We start from the raw sequence: 16,191 nt of genomic DNA on the forward strand, positions 1-16,191 counted from the left end.
ATGAGGCACCGGTGGAGCAGGTCGCAGCACAAGCTCACTGGCCGTTTTACAACGGCAGGCTTGAGGGTTAAACATGATTTTTCTGGGTTCGCACAGCGATATCAACAAACAATTGGATGCCATTGGGACTCCAGTGGCCATCTGGCAACAGAGTGATCAGGGCAGCTATACCCTGATCAGCGCCAACAATCTCTACCAACAGGTTCTCGATGGCAGCATCGAAAGGCAACTTGGTAAAGACCTGCAGACAATCCTGCCCCGTTACATCATGGCCGACATCAAATCCGCCATCGCATCCTGTTGCGATGATATGGAAGCTCGGGAGGTGGAAGTCGCAATCGAACGCCATGGACAAACCTGCTGGTGGCGATTCATATACGCCCCACTCAACGGCCCGGAAAATATTCGAGTCCTCAATACCTGTATCGATATCAGTGAGAAGAAACGCCTCGAACACAATCTGCAAACCAGCATGCGTCGCTTTGAAGCCGTCATCAACACCGCCTACGACGGCATCATTACCATTGATGATGAACAAAATATCAAAATGTTTAACAAGGCCGCCGGAGAAATGTTTGATCACGATCCGGAAGCCGCTCTGGGCATGTCTCTCACACAGCTCATGCCTGAACGGTATCGAGGCAATCACAGCGGACACGTTGAAGGTTTCAGTCAATCGCCGACCTTGTCCCGCCCGATGCATACCCGCGCTTCGGTTATGGGACTGCGCCGGGACGGCAGCGAGTTCCCGCTGGAGATTACCATTTCCAAAATACAGGTAGGCAGCAATAGCGAAATGACCGCAGTTCTGCGGGATATTTCGGAACGCGCGCTGCTGATCGAGGAACTGCGTCAAGCTGCAACCATAGACCCACTCACGGGCATTTTTAATCGTCGTTATTTTTCCAAGCAACTGAAGGTAGAACGCAAACGCTGCCAACGATTTGGCCACAATATGTCCTTGATCATGTTCGATGTGGATCATTTTAAATCCATCAACGATGAGCATGGCCACAGTGAAGGCGATCGGTTGCTCAAGGAAATCAGCGAGGCTGTAGGGGCCCAACTGCGGGATGTGGACATATTTGCCCGCTGGGGCGGTGACGAATTTATTATCCTATTACCCGAGACCGGACTTCACGCAGCAAGTGAAGTCGCCAAAAAGATCAGCACGTCGGTATCACTCCCCGCCTTTCCCATCAGCCTCAGCCTTGGTGTTGTCAGCACCGATGGCGAACAAAGCAGCTGTGATATTTTGGATGATGTCGACAGCCTAATGTACACCGCCAAAAAAGCGGGGCGAAATCAGGTTGTAGCGTCCGAGAGCAACAGGCAATAAAAAAGCCCAGGGCAATATGCACTGGGCTTTTTTGGCACATCTATTAATGCGCTCCTTGTTAAAGCTTGGGGCTCAACTTAACCGCCCATGCCTTGAACAATGGAGATCATCACACCAGCCGCTACCGCAGAGCCGATTACACCGGCGACGTTCGGGCCCATGGCGTGCATCAACAGGAAGTTCTGGGAGTTGTACTCCAAACCCACCTTGTTAGAAACGCGCGCGGCCATTGGCACCGCCGATACCCCGGCTGAACCAATCAGTGGATTGATTTTGTTGGTGCTGAACTTGTTCATCAGCTTGGCCATCAAAACACCCATCGCGGTACCGATACCAAATGCCACCACACCCAGAGCCATAATGCCCAAAGTCTTGGCATCCAGGAAAACATCCGCTGCCAACTTGGAACCCACGGACAAGCCGAGGAAAATGGTAGTGATATTGATCAGCGCGTTTTGAGCAGTGTCTGACAAGCGATCAACAACGCCACACTCTTTCATCAGGTTACCGAAGCAGAACATACCCAGCAGAGGTGCTGCCGATGGCAGGAAAATAGCCACTGCGATCAAAACGATAATCGGGAAGACAATTTTTTCGCGCTTGGACACATGACGCAACTGAGTCATTTTAATCTTGCGCTCTTCCTCGGTAGTCAGCGCCTTCATAATCGGTGGCTGAATCATCGGCACCAATGCCATATAGGAGTAGGCCGCTACCGCGATCGCACCGAGCAATTCAGGTGACAGCAAAGACGCTACATAAATTGCTGTAGGACCGTCCGCACCACCAATGATACCGATGGCTGCCGCATCTGCGATGGAGAAATCCATCCAACCCAGTGCACTCATGCCAACCGCACCCATAACGGTTGCGAAGATACCAAACTGCGCTGCCGCCCCCAGAAAGATGGTGCGCGGGTTAGCCAGCAGAGGCCCAAAATCCGTCATCGCACCAACACCCATAAAGATCAACAAGGGTGCGATCGTAGAACCAATAGCCACCGAGTAGAACTTGTACAGCATGCCACTTTCATAGCCGGCGTTCGCGGCAATTTGCTGAGCTGCGAGAACCTGCTGGGCCGTGGCATCCGACATCGCCGCTTTCACATCAGCGTAGCTCTCATAGCTCGCGACTTGAAGCGCATCAGCTATCGCCGCCACCAATTCAGGGCCACCGGAGATCAGCGCATTCTGTACGGCAGAATAGGCCAGACCCGCACCAGGAATGTTCGCCAGAATACCACCGAAGCCGATGGGCACCAGCAGCAGAGGCTCAAAGTTTTTGCTAATGGCCAACCACAACAACAGCAGACCGATACAGATCATGATGACCTGACCCGGTCCCTGAAATTGGGCCAAGCCAGAATCGTTCCAAAGTCCGATTAAGCTTTCCATTTAGAATACCCCCGGACTTAAGCGATGGTCAGCAGGCTATCGCCAACGGCAACAGAGTCGCCCTCTTTGATATTGATGCTGCCAATGGTGCCGGATTTAGGCGCACTTACTTCGGTTTCCATTTTCATGGCTTCCAAAATAATAATGGTGTCACCTTCATTAACCTGCTGCCCTGGGCTGACCAATACCTTGAAGATATTACCGGCCAGAGGTGCGGGTACAGGGTCACCGCCTGTTGGAACCGCTCCACCAGCGGCTGCAGGCGCCGCCGCAGCTGCGCCACCAACTGGCGCAATGCCCGTCAGGTCGCCGCCGTTAGATACCGTTACGGTATACGAAGCACCTTCAACGTTCACGGTGTACACTTCTTCGCCCGCATCGTTGGTCACAACCGAACTTTCTTTACCGGTCGGTGCAGGCTCAAAGGCAGACGCATCACCTCGGTTTTCCAGGAACTTCAAACCGATTTGCGGGAACAGCGCGTAAGTCAGTACGTCGTCAATTTCGCGATCACCGTCTTCCAGCTTAACGCCCTTCTCTTTAGACAAATCGCGCAGTTCAGCGGTCAATTTGTCCAACTCAGGTTCGAGCAGATCGGCAGGGCGACAGGTAATTGCTTCACCACCATCCAGAACACGCTCTTGCAGCTCTTTGTTGTAAGCGGCTGGCGCGGCGCCGTATTCACCTTTAAGAACACCTTGAGTTTCTTTTGAGATGGACTTGTAACGTTCGCCGGTCAGCACGTTCAGAACCGCCTGGGTGCCTACAATTTGCGAGGTAGGGGTTACCAGAGGGATAAAGCCCAGATCTTCACGTACACGCGGAATCTCATCCAGCACGTCCGCAAATTTATCTTCGGCACCCTGATCGCGCAGCTGGTTTTCCATATTGGTCAGCATGCCGCCAGGCACTTGAGCGGTCAGAATGCGGCCGTCAATGCCGCGCAGTGAACCTTCAAACTTGGCGTACTTTTTACGCACTTCACGGAAGTAATTGGCAATTTCTTCCAGCAGAGCCAGATCCAGCCCCGTGTCGCGCTCCTGATCTTTCAAGATCGCAACAACAGATTCTGTAGGGCTGTGACCGTAGGTCATCGACATAGAGGAAATCGCCGTGTCGATATTGTCGATGCCCGCTTCAACACATTTCAGTGCAGTGGCCGTTGACAGGCCAGTGGTGGCGTGACATTGCATGTGGATTGGAATATCACATGCCGCTTTCAGCTTGCTCACCAGCTCGTAGCCCGCATAAGGGGTCAACAGGCCGGCCATATCTTTAATTGCAATGGAGTCGGCGCCCATGTCTTCAATCAGTTTGCCCTGCTCCACCCACATATCGATGGTGTGCACGGGGCTGAGGGTGTAAGCAATGGTGCCCTGGGCGTGCTTGCCCTGTTTTTTCACAGCTTTCAATGCGGTTTCGATATTGCGCATATCGTTCATCGCATCAAATACGCGGAATACATCAACACCGTTGACCGCGCAGCGCTCAACAAACTTGTCCACCACATCGTCAGCGTAGTGACGATAACCAAGAATATTCTGGCCACGGAACAACATCTGCATTGGGGTATTTGGCATCGCTTTTTTCAATTCACGAATGCGCTCCCAAGGATCTTCACCGAGATAACGAATACAGGCGTCAAAAGTGGCGCCACCCCAAGTCTCCAATGACCAGAAGCCAACTTGATCAAGCTTCTCGGCAATTGGCAGCATATCGTCGATACGCATACGGGTGGCAAATAGGGATTGGTGGGCATCACGCAAAACAACGTCGGTAATGCCAAGTGGTTTTTTGTTTTCGCTCATAATGGTGCCTTTAACTGGTGCCTGGGGCTAAACAGGCGTCCTAATATCAAATGGGCTTTTTATTTGTTTCGATGCTGCTCTATCGCGGCCTGGATGATGGCGATCAACTTCGGATCGTTCACCTGGGCAGGAGCCTGAGCGGCCGGAGTTGGTGTCGCTTCGGGCTCAGCTTCGGGGAAATATTTCTGAATCACCGCTGACATGATGTTGACGGCAATAACGAGCAGGGTCAGGAACACGAATACGGTCCCCATCCCGAATAGCATCAGGTCGGTCCCCTGTTGCATTAGGCTTGCTGACATGGTGGTCTCCTCGAAATCATACAAACCATTTGTATGTTTCACTTTTATACGTTCTATCTCACACCGCAGTGGCGCGTGATTGAGCCTTTCTTGTTTACAGCCCTGATCAGAACTCACTCCCGGGCTAAATGAGCGAGCTTGGAGAATGTATCTTGATCGGTCAAGGTAAGCAAATTTTCCCTCTTACTACAAAACTACAAAGATACTACAAAACACAAACATCATATAAATCAAATACTTAAAAAACCCCACACACCGTATAGACCCTCAAAAAGCCGAAAAAACTACAAGAATCACGAACCCGTAAAAGAGTGGATTTAGGGTTTCCCTTCGCTTTGCAGTAGAATGCCCGCTTTTTAGCGGATTTTATGCGAATTTTTCTGGCCCCAATGGAGGGCGTCGTCGATTTTCAGATGCGCCAATTGCTCACCAGCATTGGCGGTCTGGACGGCTGTGTCACCGAATTTCTGCGTATCTGCGATCAACGCCTGCCCCGGCGAGTGTTCACTAAGCTCTGCCCTGAACTCCTGCAACAAAGCCACACCCAATCAGGTACTCCTGTGGCCTTCCAGTTACTTGGAGGCAATGCCGAAGCCATGGCTTTTAACGCCGCCAAGGCGGCCAGTTTGGGTGCCGACAGCATCGACCTGAATTTCGGCTGTCCAGCCAAAACCGTGAACCGTAATGACGGCGGCGCCAAACTGCTGCAGGAACCCAATCGCATTCATACTATCGTCAGGGCCGTTCGCGAAGCGGTGCCCAACGATATTGATGTTACCGCAAAAATTCGCCTGGGCTTCCAGGATCGCAGCATGGGCCTGGAAAACGCCCACGCCATTGCCGACGCAGGCGCTCAGCGGTTGGTCGTTCACGCCCGCAGCAAAAGCGACGCCTACCGCCCACCAGCGTATTGGAACGAGTTACAACCGATTCGCGAGCAACTTGGCATCCCGGTTATCGCCAATGGTGAAATCTGGAGTGCAGAAGATTTGAAACGCTGCGCGGAGCAAAGTGGCTGTGAAGATTTCATGATCGGCCGTGGCCTGCTGGCGAGACCAGACCTGGCGCTCGCCATCAAGCACCCGGACACGCACCTGGCCTGGGACTGGCAGGATATTCTCCCCCTGTTGCTGGACTTCTTCCGTAAGGGCATCGAACAATACCCTGAAAAGTACTGCGGCAATCGGCTCAAGCAATGGTTTATGTATCTGCAACGCAGCTACCCTGAAGCGGAACGGTTTTTTAATTCCTTAAAACGCTTGCGTGGGCGTGATGAAATTGAAACGCTGTTCGCCCAGCATGCTAAAGAACAGAGAATAGAACTGGCCTCATGACATCTTCTGATCGACAACTGGAGCACCACGAACATCGGGCCGAATCCACGCTGGGTCCCGGCCTAAGCTTTCTACTGCATAACATTGAATCACCCAGTAATGTCGGCGCCCTGTTTCGCTGCGCAGATGCTTTGGGTTGCGAACACATTTATCTCAGTGGCTCGACAGCTGCCCCGCCAAACCGAAAATTGCGTAAAGCCTCTCGATCTGCCGAACTCTATGTAAGTTATAGCAAACATAACCATTTCGAAGATCTGCTGGACACACTAAAAGAAAACAGGGTTCTTACGCTCGCACTTGAATTAAGCGTAAACAGCATTGCACTGGAAAACTTTGTACTGGATAAAAAATACCAATCAATATGCCTTGTTCCAGGCTCCGAAAATCATGGCCTCGACGAAAAATTATTAAACGCCTGTGAACAGGCCGTTTACATTCCCATGCGAGGGCACAATTCTTCTATGAATATTGCTACCGCCTGTGCAATTGCAGCCTACCGATTGCAGCAGGGGTAGCATAAACACGCATCACACCTTCATAAGGTTCACTTCGGCGCATATTTCAAATAGACCTGTACGTCTGCAGGTCGATATTTCTATCAGGCATAGCAACGAACCGTTTCGTCACCGGCTTGGAAGTTCGCCTTGTCTTCGCACAATCGGGCATTGATCTCACGAAACAAATCAGAAACCTGCGTATTGATGTTGCGCATAAATATTTCCCGTTCAAACAAGAACGGTGAGCGCCATCCACAGTGTTTCACAGGGTCGCCAATTTCTTCAAAGCGAAAACCGGATTGCTTGATCAGCTGGGCGAGTCGGGGCTCCATCATCGCCGCGCCGTACTCGGCTTCAGAATTAACGAAGAGAGATACACAAATAGAGAACAACCCCAACAACACAACAGGCGCTTTGCAACTCTCCAACAAGTCTGCATTTTCCGGCAAAGCCGCATCACGCTTGACCTGCCCGCGAAACTCCGGCAACACCGCCAGGCGAGAAAACTCGATAATTTTCCCAGGTAAAAACACATCGGGATCGAACATCTCTCGGTTGAGACTGTCTTTAAAGACTTCTTCGTAAGGCAAAGGTTTTTCTGGATTTTTTAAATCGCCACCAATGATTCTTGCACAAGCGACGGCCTGACCACTGGGTTTGTGTAACAATAATGCGTGCTCAGAGTGCGCATCGTACTCATCAACCTCCATCTCGTAATCGTCGGCGTCAAAATAATTAAGTTCACGACAAAAAACACGATGACGAATTCGATAACAACGCTCTAAATCGTGATCACTATATGCACGTTTAACATCATAAAATTTTTCAAAATGGTCTAGTAAAGTCATAACACTCCCTCCCACCGGACTGTGAAAATAAACACCATTTACATCCCTAAGGCGACTTCATTATATAGACTCAGTTAACAGCATTTCTGTGAACTCACATCAAAGTAATATTATTTTTTTTGTTTATGGTTTATCTTTTTCCCCTATCATTCACCAAGCAGATTTCATGATGAACAAAAACAAAGGTTATGTAAACCAAGACTACTTAAGCCAGGCAGCTCAGATGTTTGCTCCAATAAAGACGGGGAGTTATGAAAAATTACAGGCGCAATCTGCCCAATCCTTGATTGACATAGGCTGCGGACCAGGTATCGACACCACCACCATCGCACAGCTCTATCCTGAACTAAATGAAATTATTGGCGTGGATTTTGATAAAGAAATGGTGCAACAGGCCGATACCCTAGCTAAGCAAAAGGAATGCAGCGACAGGATTAGACACCAACACGCCAGCACTTACGAGTTACCTTTTCCCGACAATCGCTTCGATGCCGTTCGCGCAGAACGCCTCTTTATGCATTTGGAAAAACCCGAACTTGCTTTAAAGGAAATGATTCGGGTCGCTAAACCTGGTTCAAAGTTGGTCATTGTTGAAACGGATTGGGCGAGCATGTCCGTCAACAACAATATGGATGAGTTGGAACGCCGCCTCAGTCACTACTTTGCGAGCGAATTCTTACACAACGGTTATTCGGCCAGACGACTGCCTGCGCAACTTACCGCGCTTGGCGTTAAGGATGTGGATATAGACATTAGCAGTTTGCAGTCCAGGGATCATCATTTGTGGCAGCTTTTATCTCAGCACGCAGCGATGATGGATAAAGCTTTGGAGAATAGTTTTATTAACCCAAAGGAATATCAAGACTGGAATCAACAATTGGAAGAAAGCAAAGCAAGTGAGTCATTCTTTAGCACCATAAACATAATGACTTTCTGTTGCACGATTTAGTTATTTAGAACCAGTTTGTCACCGAATGCATTGTTTGTTTGGTGACAATAAAAACGGCGCCACTTTTTTTGCCGAAGGGCCGGCTGCGGCGGGCCTAAAGTAGAGTTCTCAGATATACTTTACGGAGCAACAAAGTCTCGGTGAATCAAGCAGAGGTACGGCTTGGGCGTCAAAAAAATGACGTAAGTTTAAGGACAAACAAAAGGATGCTACGTAGGCCAATACCAACATTCGGAAAGTAAAGTCTTTCCACGCTTTGCAGTTTGCTTCAAAGATCAACGGAAGTCCCTAAAAGGCCTTAGGTGCCATCCGTTGGACTGATTTACATCGACAGCAATATATAGGCAGAAGCGGAAAGGGCTAAATGCGCTCGGTTTTTTTAAGTCTTAAATGGCAGGTAGCGATCAGCGTTAGCTTGATTCTCTTTTTGGGAATCGGCCTGATCACCATTTTTGGCCAAAACAATCTTGAACAGACGTTTATTCAAGAGCGCGATCGTATTTTGAAAGATCGCCAGCGCTCGATTAACACCGCTTTGTTTTCAATCCAAAGACAACTGCTTCACATCGCAGGTCACCTTCAAGGCCAAGCCGCACAACTCGATCCCGATCTCAGCCTGCGAAAACGATTAAGCCAAACCGTACATTCCAATTGGGATCAACTGAACTTCGAGTGGGAAGTCGATGCCGTGTTGTTATACGGCAGTGATCAGGAAGCCTGGCTGCAATTGGGCCTGCCCAGCATGCAATCGCTGCTGCCCAAAGAATGGCTGAATGCCGTTTACCGTTCGGAATCCCCACTGGATAAAATTTTCTGTCGTCACTCCTGCTGGCAGGTTGTCGCCGTTCCGGTATTGATCGATACCAATCAAAACGGTGTGATGATTCTGGTTAAATCCCTGGTGGATGCGGTGATTGAATTCCAGCAATCCACCGCCGCCGATGTTGGCATCCTGATTCCTCCGGGCAACTCCGAAAACGCATTGCAAAACCCCCTTCGTCGTATCCCTAACTGGCAGCGGGACATTGTTGCATTGACCGGCGGAGCCAGCGCTCATGAAGCGCTGCAGACACTCAGCCAGGAAGTTGCCTTGGACAATCTGGTCAATCAGCGAAAGGTTCTGCCCTTCAAACAGCAAAACCTTGAGCTCGCGATTGTCAGTCTGAGTGCCCAAAGCCCGGCCGAACAGGCATCCGTGTTAATTATTGAAGATGTCAGCGCCCAGCTCAATGAACTGCATTCGACGATCAAGGCTTTACTGCTCTCGGCCTTGGTGATTTTAATCAGTGCCGAGATCGCCTTGCTCAGTATGCTCTGGAGCCCGATGAGCCAGCTTCGAAAAGTGGCCACAGTACTGCCGGAATTGGCTCGAAACGATCGCAATCGCCTTGATCTGCTGCCACAGCTTCCGAAGAAAGATGGCCTACTGCGCAATGAGATCCACAATCTGCAAGACTCCAGTATTGACCTGGCCGAAAAACTCGCAGAAATGGATGAGCAAATCAAACTGCGCACCCGGGGCCTGAAGATTCGCAGCCGAGAACTGCTGGCCGAAAAGAACTTTGCCACCACGTTGATCAACAATGTACAAGCGATCATTCTGACCCAGGACAAAGAAGGCAACATCCACCTGATCAATAATGAAGGCTGTATGTTGCTCGGCACCCCCATGACCGCCGACAACAAAACCAAGGAACAGCTGAATTATTTCTCCAGTTTTGGTTTCAGTGATAATGATGTGGTCACCCAAGGTATTACATCGCTCTGCCAAAGCCAGAACCACGGCAACAGCTTTCAGCATGAAGGCGAACTGGAACTGCGCGGCCAGAATTACTATATGCAATGGAAGCACAGCTTACTGCCCGGAAAAGATGAAATGATACTGACCGTGGGTATTGATCTGAGCGGTCGCAAAGCCGCCGAGGATAATCTCGCCTGGCTGGCCGATCACGATCATCTCACCAAGCTTTTCAACCGCCGCCACTTCCAACGTGAATTTGAGCAGATACTGAAACGCAGCCATCGCAATAAGCGTTCAGGCGCCCTGTTCTTTTTTGACATCGACCAATTCAAAATCATCAATGACACCTCTGGCCACCCGGCCGGCGACCGCCTGCTGTGTGAAGTCGCTAATCATCTCTCACTGGGCATTCGAAACATTGATGTCTTCGCTCGCCTCGGAGGCGATGAATTTGGTTTATTGGTCGAAGAAATCAATGACGAAGGCATTATTATTCTCGCCCAGAAGCTCTGCGATATCGTCGGCAATATCGAAGTGAACCTGGAAGGTTTAAAACACAAGATTTCAATCAGTATCGGTATTGTTAAATTCCCGGCCCACGGTAAGGAAGTGGACGAGCTGATGGCCAATGTGGATCTGGCCATGTATAAAGCGAAGGCCAACAACAATGGCCGCAGCAACTGGCAGATGTATTCCGCTTCCAGCAGCAAGAAAGGCGAATTGGTGAAAACCATGGATTGGCAGGCAAAGATCCGCAATGCCCTGGATCTTCAACGTCTGACGCTGTACTACCAGCCAATTTACGACATTAAAAATAAAACCATATCCCACTATGAAGCCCTGCTTCGAATGCTGGATGAGGAAGGCAACATAATTTCGCCCGGGCAATTCATACCCATTGCGGAACAGACCGGCTTGATCATGGAGCTGGATCAATATGTGGTGCAGCAAGCCATTCGTGATTTGCTGGGTTTCCAAAGCCAGGGACAGGATATCCATATTGCCATCAACATTTCTGCAAATGCCCTGGCTAGCGCAGAATTTATCCAGAGCCTGACGCAAATCACGTTGAACCGTGAAAGCCTTCACGGAAAGATCATTTTTGAGCTGACAGAGACCGCTGCCGTTGAAGATGTTCGCGCAACCGCCGATATCATCAACAGTTGTAAACGGATGGGATACCACTTCTCAATCGATGACTTTGGTAAAGGCTACGCCTCCTGGTTTTATTTGCGCGAGCTACCAGTGGATTACGTGAAAATTGACGGCTCCTTTGTACACAATCTGGCCTCCAGTAAAGAGGACTATCTCTTTGTACAAGCCATCAACAACGTCGCCCAGGGCCTTGGCAAAAAGACCGTCGCCGAATTCGTTGAAGATGCTGAATCCCTGGCGCTGATTGAAGAACTGGGTATCGACTACGCCCAGGGTTACTACATCGGCAAACCGGCAGAGCAACTCCTTAAGGATGGTGACATCAGTCATCTGGATGGCACGACAGACGCCACTAACAATGTTACGGCAATTCAAAAAAACAAGGATTATGCAAAAAATATCAACAAAGGTTGATCCTGATTTCCCCGGCGGGTTTCAGCGATGGCTAAGGCTAAGCGCCACCAGTTTTTTCCTGGCCTTACTGTGCATAGTGAGTCATGCGGCTTCCAGCGACCATGGTATTGCAGTTATTGCAAATCAACAGGTCGATGCCGCGAGTTTATCTCCTACGCGCCTCAAATCCATTTTTGGTATGCGTACCACGACTTGGAAAAACGGCCAACCGATCAGAGTTTTTGTTCTTAAAGACAACAATCCACTGCACGTGCGTTTTACCAAAGACGTCTTGCAAACTTATCCCTACAACCTGCGACGGATTTGGGAGAGACGGGTCTATTCAGGAACAGGGCTGGCCCCCACCGTCGTAAATTCAGAAGGAGAGATGCTCAAACTTATCGCCGAAACGGACAATGCTATCGGCTACATTCAGCATCACAATATTGACCAAAACGTTAAGGTATTAGAAATTCGATGAAAGGATTGCAAACTGCAGCCATTGCGGCCATATCAGTACTGGCACAGATCGCAACCGCTCCGGCTAGGGCGGTGAATTTCGATACTGAGTTAGGAAACATTCAAGTACACGGCTTTGCCACCCAAACCGTACTCTATAGCGACGAAAATAATTTCTTCGGGGATTCCCAGGATGTCAGTTTTGATTTTCGTGAGCTGGGGCTGAACGGCCTATGGCAAATTAACCCCAGATTGAAGTTCGCCGCCCAGATACTGGCACGCGATGCCGGCGCCACTGACGATGGTGATCTGCGGGTGGACTACGCCTTTTTGGATTACAATTTCTGGCAAGGTGAAACCAACAGTGCCGGCATACGCCTTGGGCGCTTGATTAACCCTTACGGGATGTATAACGATACTCGAGACGTGGTTCATACTCGCCCGAGTATATTGTTGCCTCAGTCCATCTATTTCGATGTGAACCGAAATCTGGCATTAAGCTCGGACGGTGGCAGCCTGTATTTCCAACAGGATCTTGGCAACAACGGTTTCAATTTTGAATTGCTGTCGGTAAAACCCCGAACGCGAGATCCGGATCTCGAACCCGCCATTTTCTTCAGCGACAACCCCGGTCAGCTGGAAGGCGAAAAGAGCACATGGTTTGCTCGCGGAGTATACAGCTACGATCTTGATCGAGTTCGAGCGGGTATTGCCGCCGGCTCCATTGATGTTAAGTACGAACCCGGCATGAACGATCCGATTCAGTCCGCCGGTTTTAACTTCAAACCTCTGCTGGTCTTTGGTCAATACAACTCTGAAAAATGGAGCATTACCGGTGAATTCGCCGTTCGTCGCTTGCAGGTGTATGCCTCAGTATTGCCAGCGGATATCAAAACCACTGGCCACAGCTATTTCCTGCAATACGATTATCGTCTGGCTCCGGGCTGGGAAGCATTTATCCGCTACGATGACCTGACCTGGAACAATGATGATAAAGACGGCAAGCTGTTCTCCGCCGCCACCGGTTTACCGGCTCATTCCCGCTACGCCAAAGACTGGGCGGTTGGCTTGCGCTGGGACGTGACGGACAAATTTATGCTGCGTGCGGAGATGCACGATGTGAAAGGCACGGGCTGGTTATCAAGCTTGGAAAACGCCAACCCTCTGGCGACCAAGGAAAACTGGAAACTGTTTGCGCTGTCGGCCTCATACCGCTTCTAAAGCGGTTTGAGGAACCATCCCAAACACAATCGCTGGCCACTGGAAAACCGGGAATCGGTCAGGCTAAGAGCGGGAATACAATGCAGCTCGAGATGGCCGCCCCTGTCGATTAGAACCAGCGCCCTTGATTGTTGAGGCCTTCCTGCTTCAACCTGCCGCCCAAACGCCCCTGAGTAATAACTCGGTGGTGGGTAATTAACAGCTTAAGCTTGCGTCCCATACGCTTCATCGACAAACCCTCAAAAAACGTGGCTGAATATTGCTCAGCCGAATTAAAAGCCCGCGCATTATAATGTTTGGTGACTAAAAAACCAGCGCCAATTTGACATCTCATTCCTTTTATCGGCCATTTGCGGGACAAATTTAAACCGTCCAGCGCAAGATCTGTTGATATACATCAGCACATGCTTGCCACAGCCTCTCTACAATTCACGACTCAATAGACCAGCTTGAGCTGGCATTACCTATGATCTCTGAGCAAGTGAAATACCATGACCGATATTAGCTGGGATGAGTCGCTGATTAAGCGCCATGATTTGGCCGGACCGCGCTATACCTCTTACCCAACGGCCCCCCAATTCCATGACGAGTTTGGCCCACAGGAACTGAAGGCCGCTATTGACCGCAGCAACGAAGCCGCACGCCCGCTGTCGTTGTATATGCACATCCCCTTTTGCGACACCATTTGCTATTACTGCGGTTGCAACAAAATCGTGACCGCCAACAAGAAACGGGCCCAACCTTATCTGGACAAACTGCATCAGGAAATCAGCCGCGTTGCCCAATGGGTGGATTCCGGACGCAAGGTGAAACAGCTGCATTGGGGTGGAGGTACGCCCACCTACATCAGCCATCAACAGATGCGCGAGCTGATGACCCATAGCCAATCCTTGTTTGAATTCAGTGAAGATGGCGAATATTCCATTGAACTGCACCCGGGTACAACCAATCAGGAAACCATCAGCCTGTTGAAAGACATCGGCTTTAACCGATTGAGCATGGGAGTGCAGGACTTCGACCCGAAGGTACAAACGGCGGTCAATCGCTTTAACAGTGTCGAAGAAGTGCAGGCGCTGGTGGACCAGGCTCGGCAGGATGATTTCGATTCCATCAGCATGGACTTGATCTACGGTTTGCCGTTTCAGAATTGCCGCACGCTGGCAGAGACTCTGGATAAAGTCATTCAGCTCGGCCCTGATCGCCTGTCACTGTTTAACTATGCCCACTTGCCCCACTTGTTTAAAACCCAGCGGCAAATGGACGCCGAGGCACTCCCTCCTGCGGAAGAAAAGCTGGCCATGCTGCATTTGGCCATCGACACCCTGACTCGTAGTGGCTATCAATACATTGGCATGGATCATTTCGCCAAGCCCGATGACGAGCTGTGTAAAGCCCAGTACAACGGCAGCCTGCAACGTAACTTCCAGGGATATGCCACCTATGGCGGCTGCGATATGTTTGCCTTTGGAGTGTCTTCCATCAGCGCCATCGACAATATCTTTGTACAAAACCACAAGGATATTCCCAGCTACAGTAAAGCGCTTGAACAAGAGCGGCTTCCGATCAGCAAGGGTTTGCAGTTGAGCCAGGACGACCTTCTTCGGCAGCATATTATCAACCGCCTGATCTGCCAGTTCGAGCTGGATTTCAACACCATTGGCCAACGCTTCAGCATTGATTTCCAAAGCTACTTCGCCAAAGAGTTGCTTGCTCTACAGCCCCTGCTTGAGGATGGTCTCTTGAGCCAGTTGGATCACAACAGCTTGCAAGTGAGCCCCGCGGGCCGCCTGATCATTCGTCGAGTCTGCATGGTGTTTGATGCATACTTGCCAGCGCTGCAAGACCAAGCACTGATTGCCAGCAGCACTCAACCGCGCTATTCAAAAATCATCTAGAGCCATTCAAAGCCCGGAAAATGGCGCCCGCATAGGCATTTTTGAACATGGACTCACCGGGCAGACTATTGAATAATGTCTGCCCGAGTGATTCCACGAGAAAACGAATGTCTACCTTCAGCCACCTGAATGATCAGGGCGAAGCCCATATGGTGGATGTTGGCGATAAAGCCGACAGCCAGCGCGAAGCTCGCGCCTATGCCAGAGTTCAATGCACCGCCGCCATACTGAAAGCCTTGCAAGACCAAAGCCTTGCTAAAGGTGATGTTCTCGCGACCATGCGCATTGCCGGTATCCAGGCCGCCAAAAAATGTTCAGACATGATTCCACTATGCCACCCTTTAATGCTGAACAAAGTCGGTATCGACATTGAATTGGATGAACCAAACAACTGCGTGCATATATACAGTCTGTGCAAGGTCAGTGGCAAAACCGGCGTTGAAATGGAAGCACTCAGTGCCGCTTCGGTTGCAGCCTTAACGCTCTACGATATGTGCAAGGCACTTGATAAAGGCATGGTAATTGAAGAAGTTAAACTGCTGGAAAAACTGGGTGGTAAATCCGGTCACTGGAAAAGTGAACAGCTGACAGAAAGCGAGCACACATCATGATTACCCTTTTGTATTTTGCCCGCTATCGCGAAGCCTTGGGCCAGGAAAAAGAACAACTGGAACTGGATTCACCCTGCAGCCTGCAAGACCTGCTCAATACTCTGCGTGATCGAGGCGAGCCTTGGGCAAGCACATTGAATGACAGCAAATTACTGATGGCCATCAATCAAACCATTGCCCCTCCCAATCAACTGATCAATGACGGCGATGAAGTGGCACTTTTCCCGCCGGTAACCGGGGGTTGA

Annotated in this window: 14 protein-coding genes; 10 read left to right on the plus strand and 4 right to left on the minus strand. The window is 50.2% G+C overall.

Annotated features, from left to right (window positions below):
* Positions 1-73 precede the first annotated feature (73 nt).
* Complete coding sequence (locus G8768_RS15105) at positions 74-1,339, plus strand: sensor domain-containing diguanylate cyclase (RefSeq protein ID WP_166845255.1); 1,266 nt, start codon at positions 74-76, stop codon at positions 1,337-1,339.
* A gap of 77 nt (positions 1,340-1,416) precedes the next feature.
* On the opposite strand, the gene G8768_RS15110 is transcribed toward G8768_RS15105, so the two are convergent.
* Genes G8768_RS15110 through G8768_RS15120 form a run of 3 tightly spaced genes read right to left on the minus strand, consistent with a single transcriptional unit; the run spans position 1,417 to position 4,843 of the window.
* Positions 1,417-2,733, minus strand: coding sequence for a sodium ion-translocating decarboxylase subunit beta (locus tag G8768_RS15110; protein ID WP_166845253.1), 1,317 nt, complete (start codon positions 2,731-2,733; stop codon positions 1,417-1,419).
* Positions 2,734-2,750: 17 nt separating this feature from the next.
* A complete protein-coding gene (gene oadA / locus G8768_RS15115) occupies positions 2,751-4,541 on the minus strand; it encodes a sodium-extruding oxaloacetate decarboxylase subunit alpha (RefSeq protein ID WP_166845251.1) in 1,791 nt (596 codons plus the stop codon).
* Positions 4,542-4,600: 59 nt separating this feature from the next.
* Entirely contained in the window at positions 4,601-4,843 is a 243-nt protein-coding gene (locus G8768_RS15120) for an OadG family protein (protein ID WP_166845249.1), read from the minus strand.
* A gap of 368 nt (positions 4,844-5,211) precedes the next feature.
* Here G8768_RS15120 and G8768_RS15125 point away from each other — a divergent pair, with 368 nt between their 5' ends.
* A complete protein-coding gene (locus G8768_RS15125) occupies positions 5,212-6,177 on the plus strand; it encodes a tRNA dihydrouridine synthase (RefSeq protein ID WP_166845247.1) in 966 nt (321 codons plus the stop codon).
* Positions 6,174-6,692 carry a TrmH family RNA methyltransferase gene (locus G8768_RS15130; protein WP_166845245.1) on the plus strand — a complete coding sequence of 173 codons (519 nt, stop codon included), beginning with the start codon at positions 6,174-6,176 and terminating at the stop codon, positions 6,690-6,692. Before G8768_RS15125 ends, G8768_RS15130 begins: the two co-directional genes overlap by 4 nt.
* A gap of 83 nt (positions 6,693-6,775) precedes the next feature.
* On the opposite strand, the gene G8768_RS15135 is transcribed toward G8768_RS15130, so the two are convergent.
* On the minus strand, positions 6,776-7,522 hold the full coding sequence (locus tag G8768_RS15135; protein WP_166845243.1) for a PEP-CTERM/exosortase system-associated acyltransferase: 747 nt from the start codon (positions 7,520-7,522) through the stop codon (positions 6,776-6,778).
* Positions 7,523-7,610: 88 nt separating this feature from the next.
* On the opposite strand from G8768_RS15135, the gene G8768_RS15140 reads away from it, so the two are divergent.
* From G8768_RS15140 to moaD, 7 genes are all read left to right on the plus strand, one after another.
* Positions 7,611-8,471 (plus strand): methyltransferase domain-containing protein, encoded by an 861-nt coding sequence (locus tag G8768_RS15140; RefSeq protein WP_166845241.1) that lies wholly within the window; start codon positions 7,611-7,613, stop codon positions 8,469-8,471.
* A 364-nt stretch (positions 8,472-8,835) separates the two neighbouring features.
* The gene (locus G8768_RS15145) at positions 8,836-11,781 is read left to right on the plus strand and encodes a bifunctional diguanylate cyclase/phosphodiesterase (protein ID WP_166845239.1); all 2,946 of its coding nucleotides are present in this window, start codon (positions 8,836-8,838) and stop codon (positions 11,779-11,781) included.
* A complete protein-coding gene (locus tag G8768_RS15150) occupies positions 11,756-12,241 on the plus strand; it encodes a type 2 periplasmic-binding domain-containing protein (RefSeq protein ID WP_166845236.1) in 486 nt (161 codons plus the stop codon). The genes G8768_RS15145 and G8768_RS15150 overlap by 26 nt, the downstream gene beginning before the upstream one ends.
* A complete protein-coding gene (locus tag G8768_RS15155; protein WP_166845234.1) occupies positions 12,238-13,440 on the plus strand; it encodes a TonB-dependent receptor in 1,203 nt (400 codons plus the stop codon). The genes G8768_RS15150 and G8768_RS15155 overlap by 4 nt, the downstream gene beginning before the upstream one ends.
* A gap of 491 nt (positions 13,441-13,931) precedes the next feature.
* Positions 13,932-15,335 carry an oxygen-independent coproporphyrinogen III oxidase gene (hemN, locus tag G8768_RS15160; protein ID WP_166845232.1) on the plus strand — a complete coding sequence of 468 codons (1,404 nt, stop codon included), beginning with the start codon at positions 13,932-13,934 and terminating at the stop codon, positions 15,333-15,335.
* A 107-nt stretch (positions 15,336-15,442) separates the two neighbouring features.
* Entirely contained in the window at positions 15,443-15,946 is a 504-nt protein-coding gene (moaC, locus tag G8768_RS15165) for a cyclic pyranopterin monophosphate synthase MoaC (RefSeq protein WP_166845230.1), read from the plus strand.
* Positions 15,943-16,191, plus strand: coding sequence for a molybdopterin converting factor subunit 1 (gene moaD / locus G8768_RS15170; protein ID WP_166845228.1), 249 nt, complete (start codon positions 15,943-15,945; stop codon positions 16,189-16,191). Before moaC ends, moaD begins: the two co-directional genes overlap by 4 nt.

The organism is Pseudoteredinibacter isoporae (assembly GCF_011602085.1).
GTDB classification, from domain to species: Bacteria; Pseudomonadota; Gammaproteobacteria; order Pseudomonadales; family Cellvibrionaceae; genus Pseudoteredinibacter; species Pseudoteredinibacter isoporae.

Bases quoted from the DNA above. Each gene is read 5' to 3' on its own strand.
- moaD (WP_166845228.1), top strand. From the start codon at position 15,943: ATGATTACCCTTTTGTATTTTGCCCGCTATCGCGAAGCCTTGGGCCAG.
- moaC (WP_166845230.1), top strand. From the start codon at position 15,443: ATGTCTACCTTCAGCCACCTGAATGATCAGGGCGAAGCCCATATGGTG.
- G8768_RS15150 (WP_166845236.1), top strand. From the start codon at position 11,756: ATGCAAAAAATATCAACAAAGGTTGATCCTGATTTCCCCGGCGGGTTT.
- G8768_RS15105 (WP_166845255.1), top strand. From the start codon at position 74: ATGATTTTTCTGGGTTCGCACAGCGATATCAACAAACAATTGGATGCC.
- hemN (WP_166845232.1), top strand. From the start codon at position 13,932: ATGACCGATATTAGCTGGGATGAGTCGCTGATTAAGCGCCATGATTTG.
- G8768_RS15120 (WP_166845249.1), bottom strand. From the start codon at position 4,843: ATGTCAGCAAGCCTAATGCAACAGGGGACCGACCTGATGCTATTCGGG.
- G8768_RS15155 (WP_166845234.1), top strand. From the start codon at position 12,238: ATGAAAGGATTGCAAACTGCAGCCATTGCGGCCATATCAGTACTGGCA.
- G8768_RS15110 (WP_166845253.1), bottom strand. From the start codon at position 2,733: ATGGAAAGCTTAATCGGACTTTGGAACGATTCTGGCTTGGCCCAATTT.
- G8768_RS15125 (WP_166845247.1), top strand. From the start codon at position 5,212: ATGCGAATTTTTCTGGCCCCAATGGAGGGCGTCGTCGATTTTCAGATG.
- G8768_RS15135 (WP_166845243.1), bottom strand. From the start codon at position 7,522: ATGACTTTACTAGACCATTTTGAAAAATTTTATGATGTTAAACGTGCA.
- oadA (WP_166845251.1), bottom strand. From the start codon at position 4,541: ATGAGCGAAAACAAAAAACCACTTGGCATTACCGACGTTGTTTTGCGT.
- G8768_RS15145 (WP_166845239.1), top strand. From the start codon at position 8,836: ATGCGCTCGGTTTTTTTAAGTCTTAAATGGCAGGTAGCGATCAGCGTT.
- G8768_RS15130 (WP_166845245.1), top strand. From the start codon at position 6,174: ATGACATCTTCTGATCGACAACTGGAGCACCACGAACATCGGGCCGAA.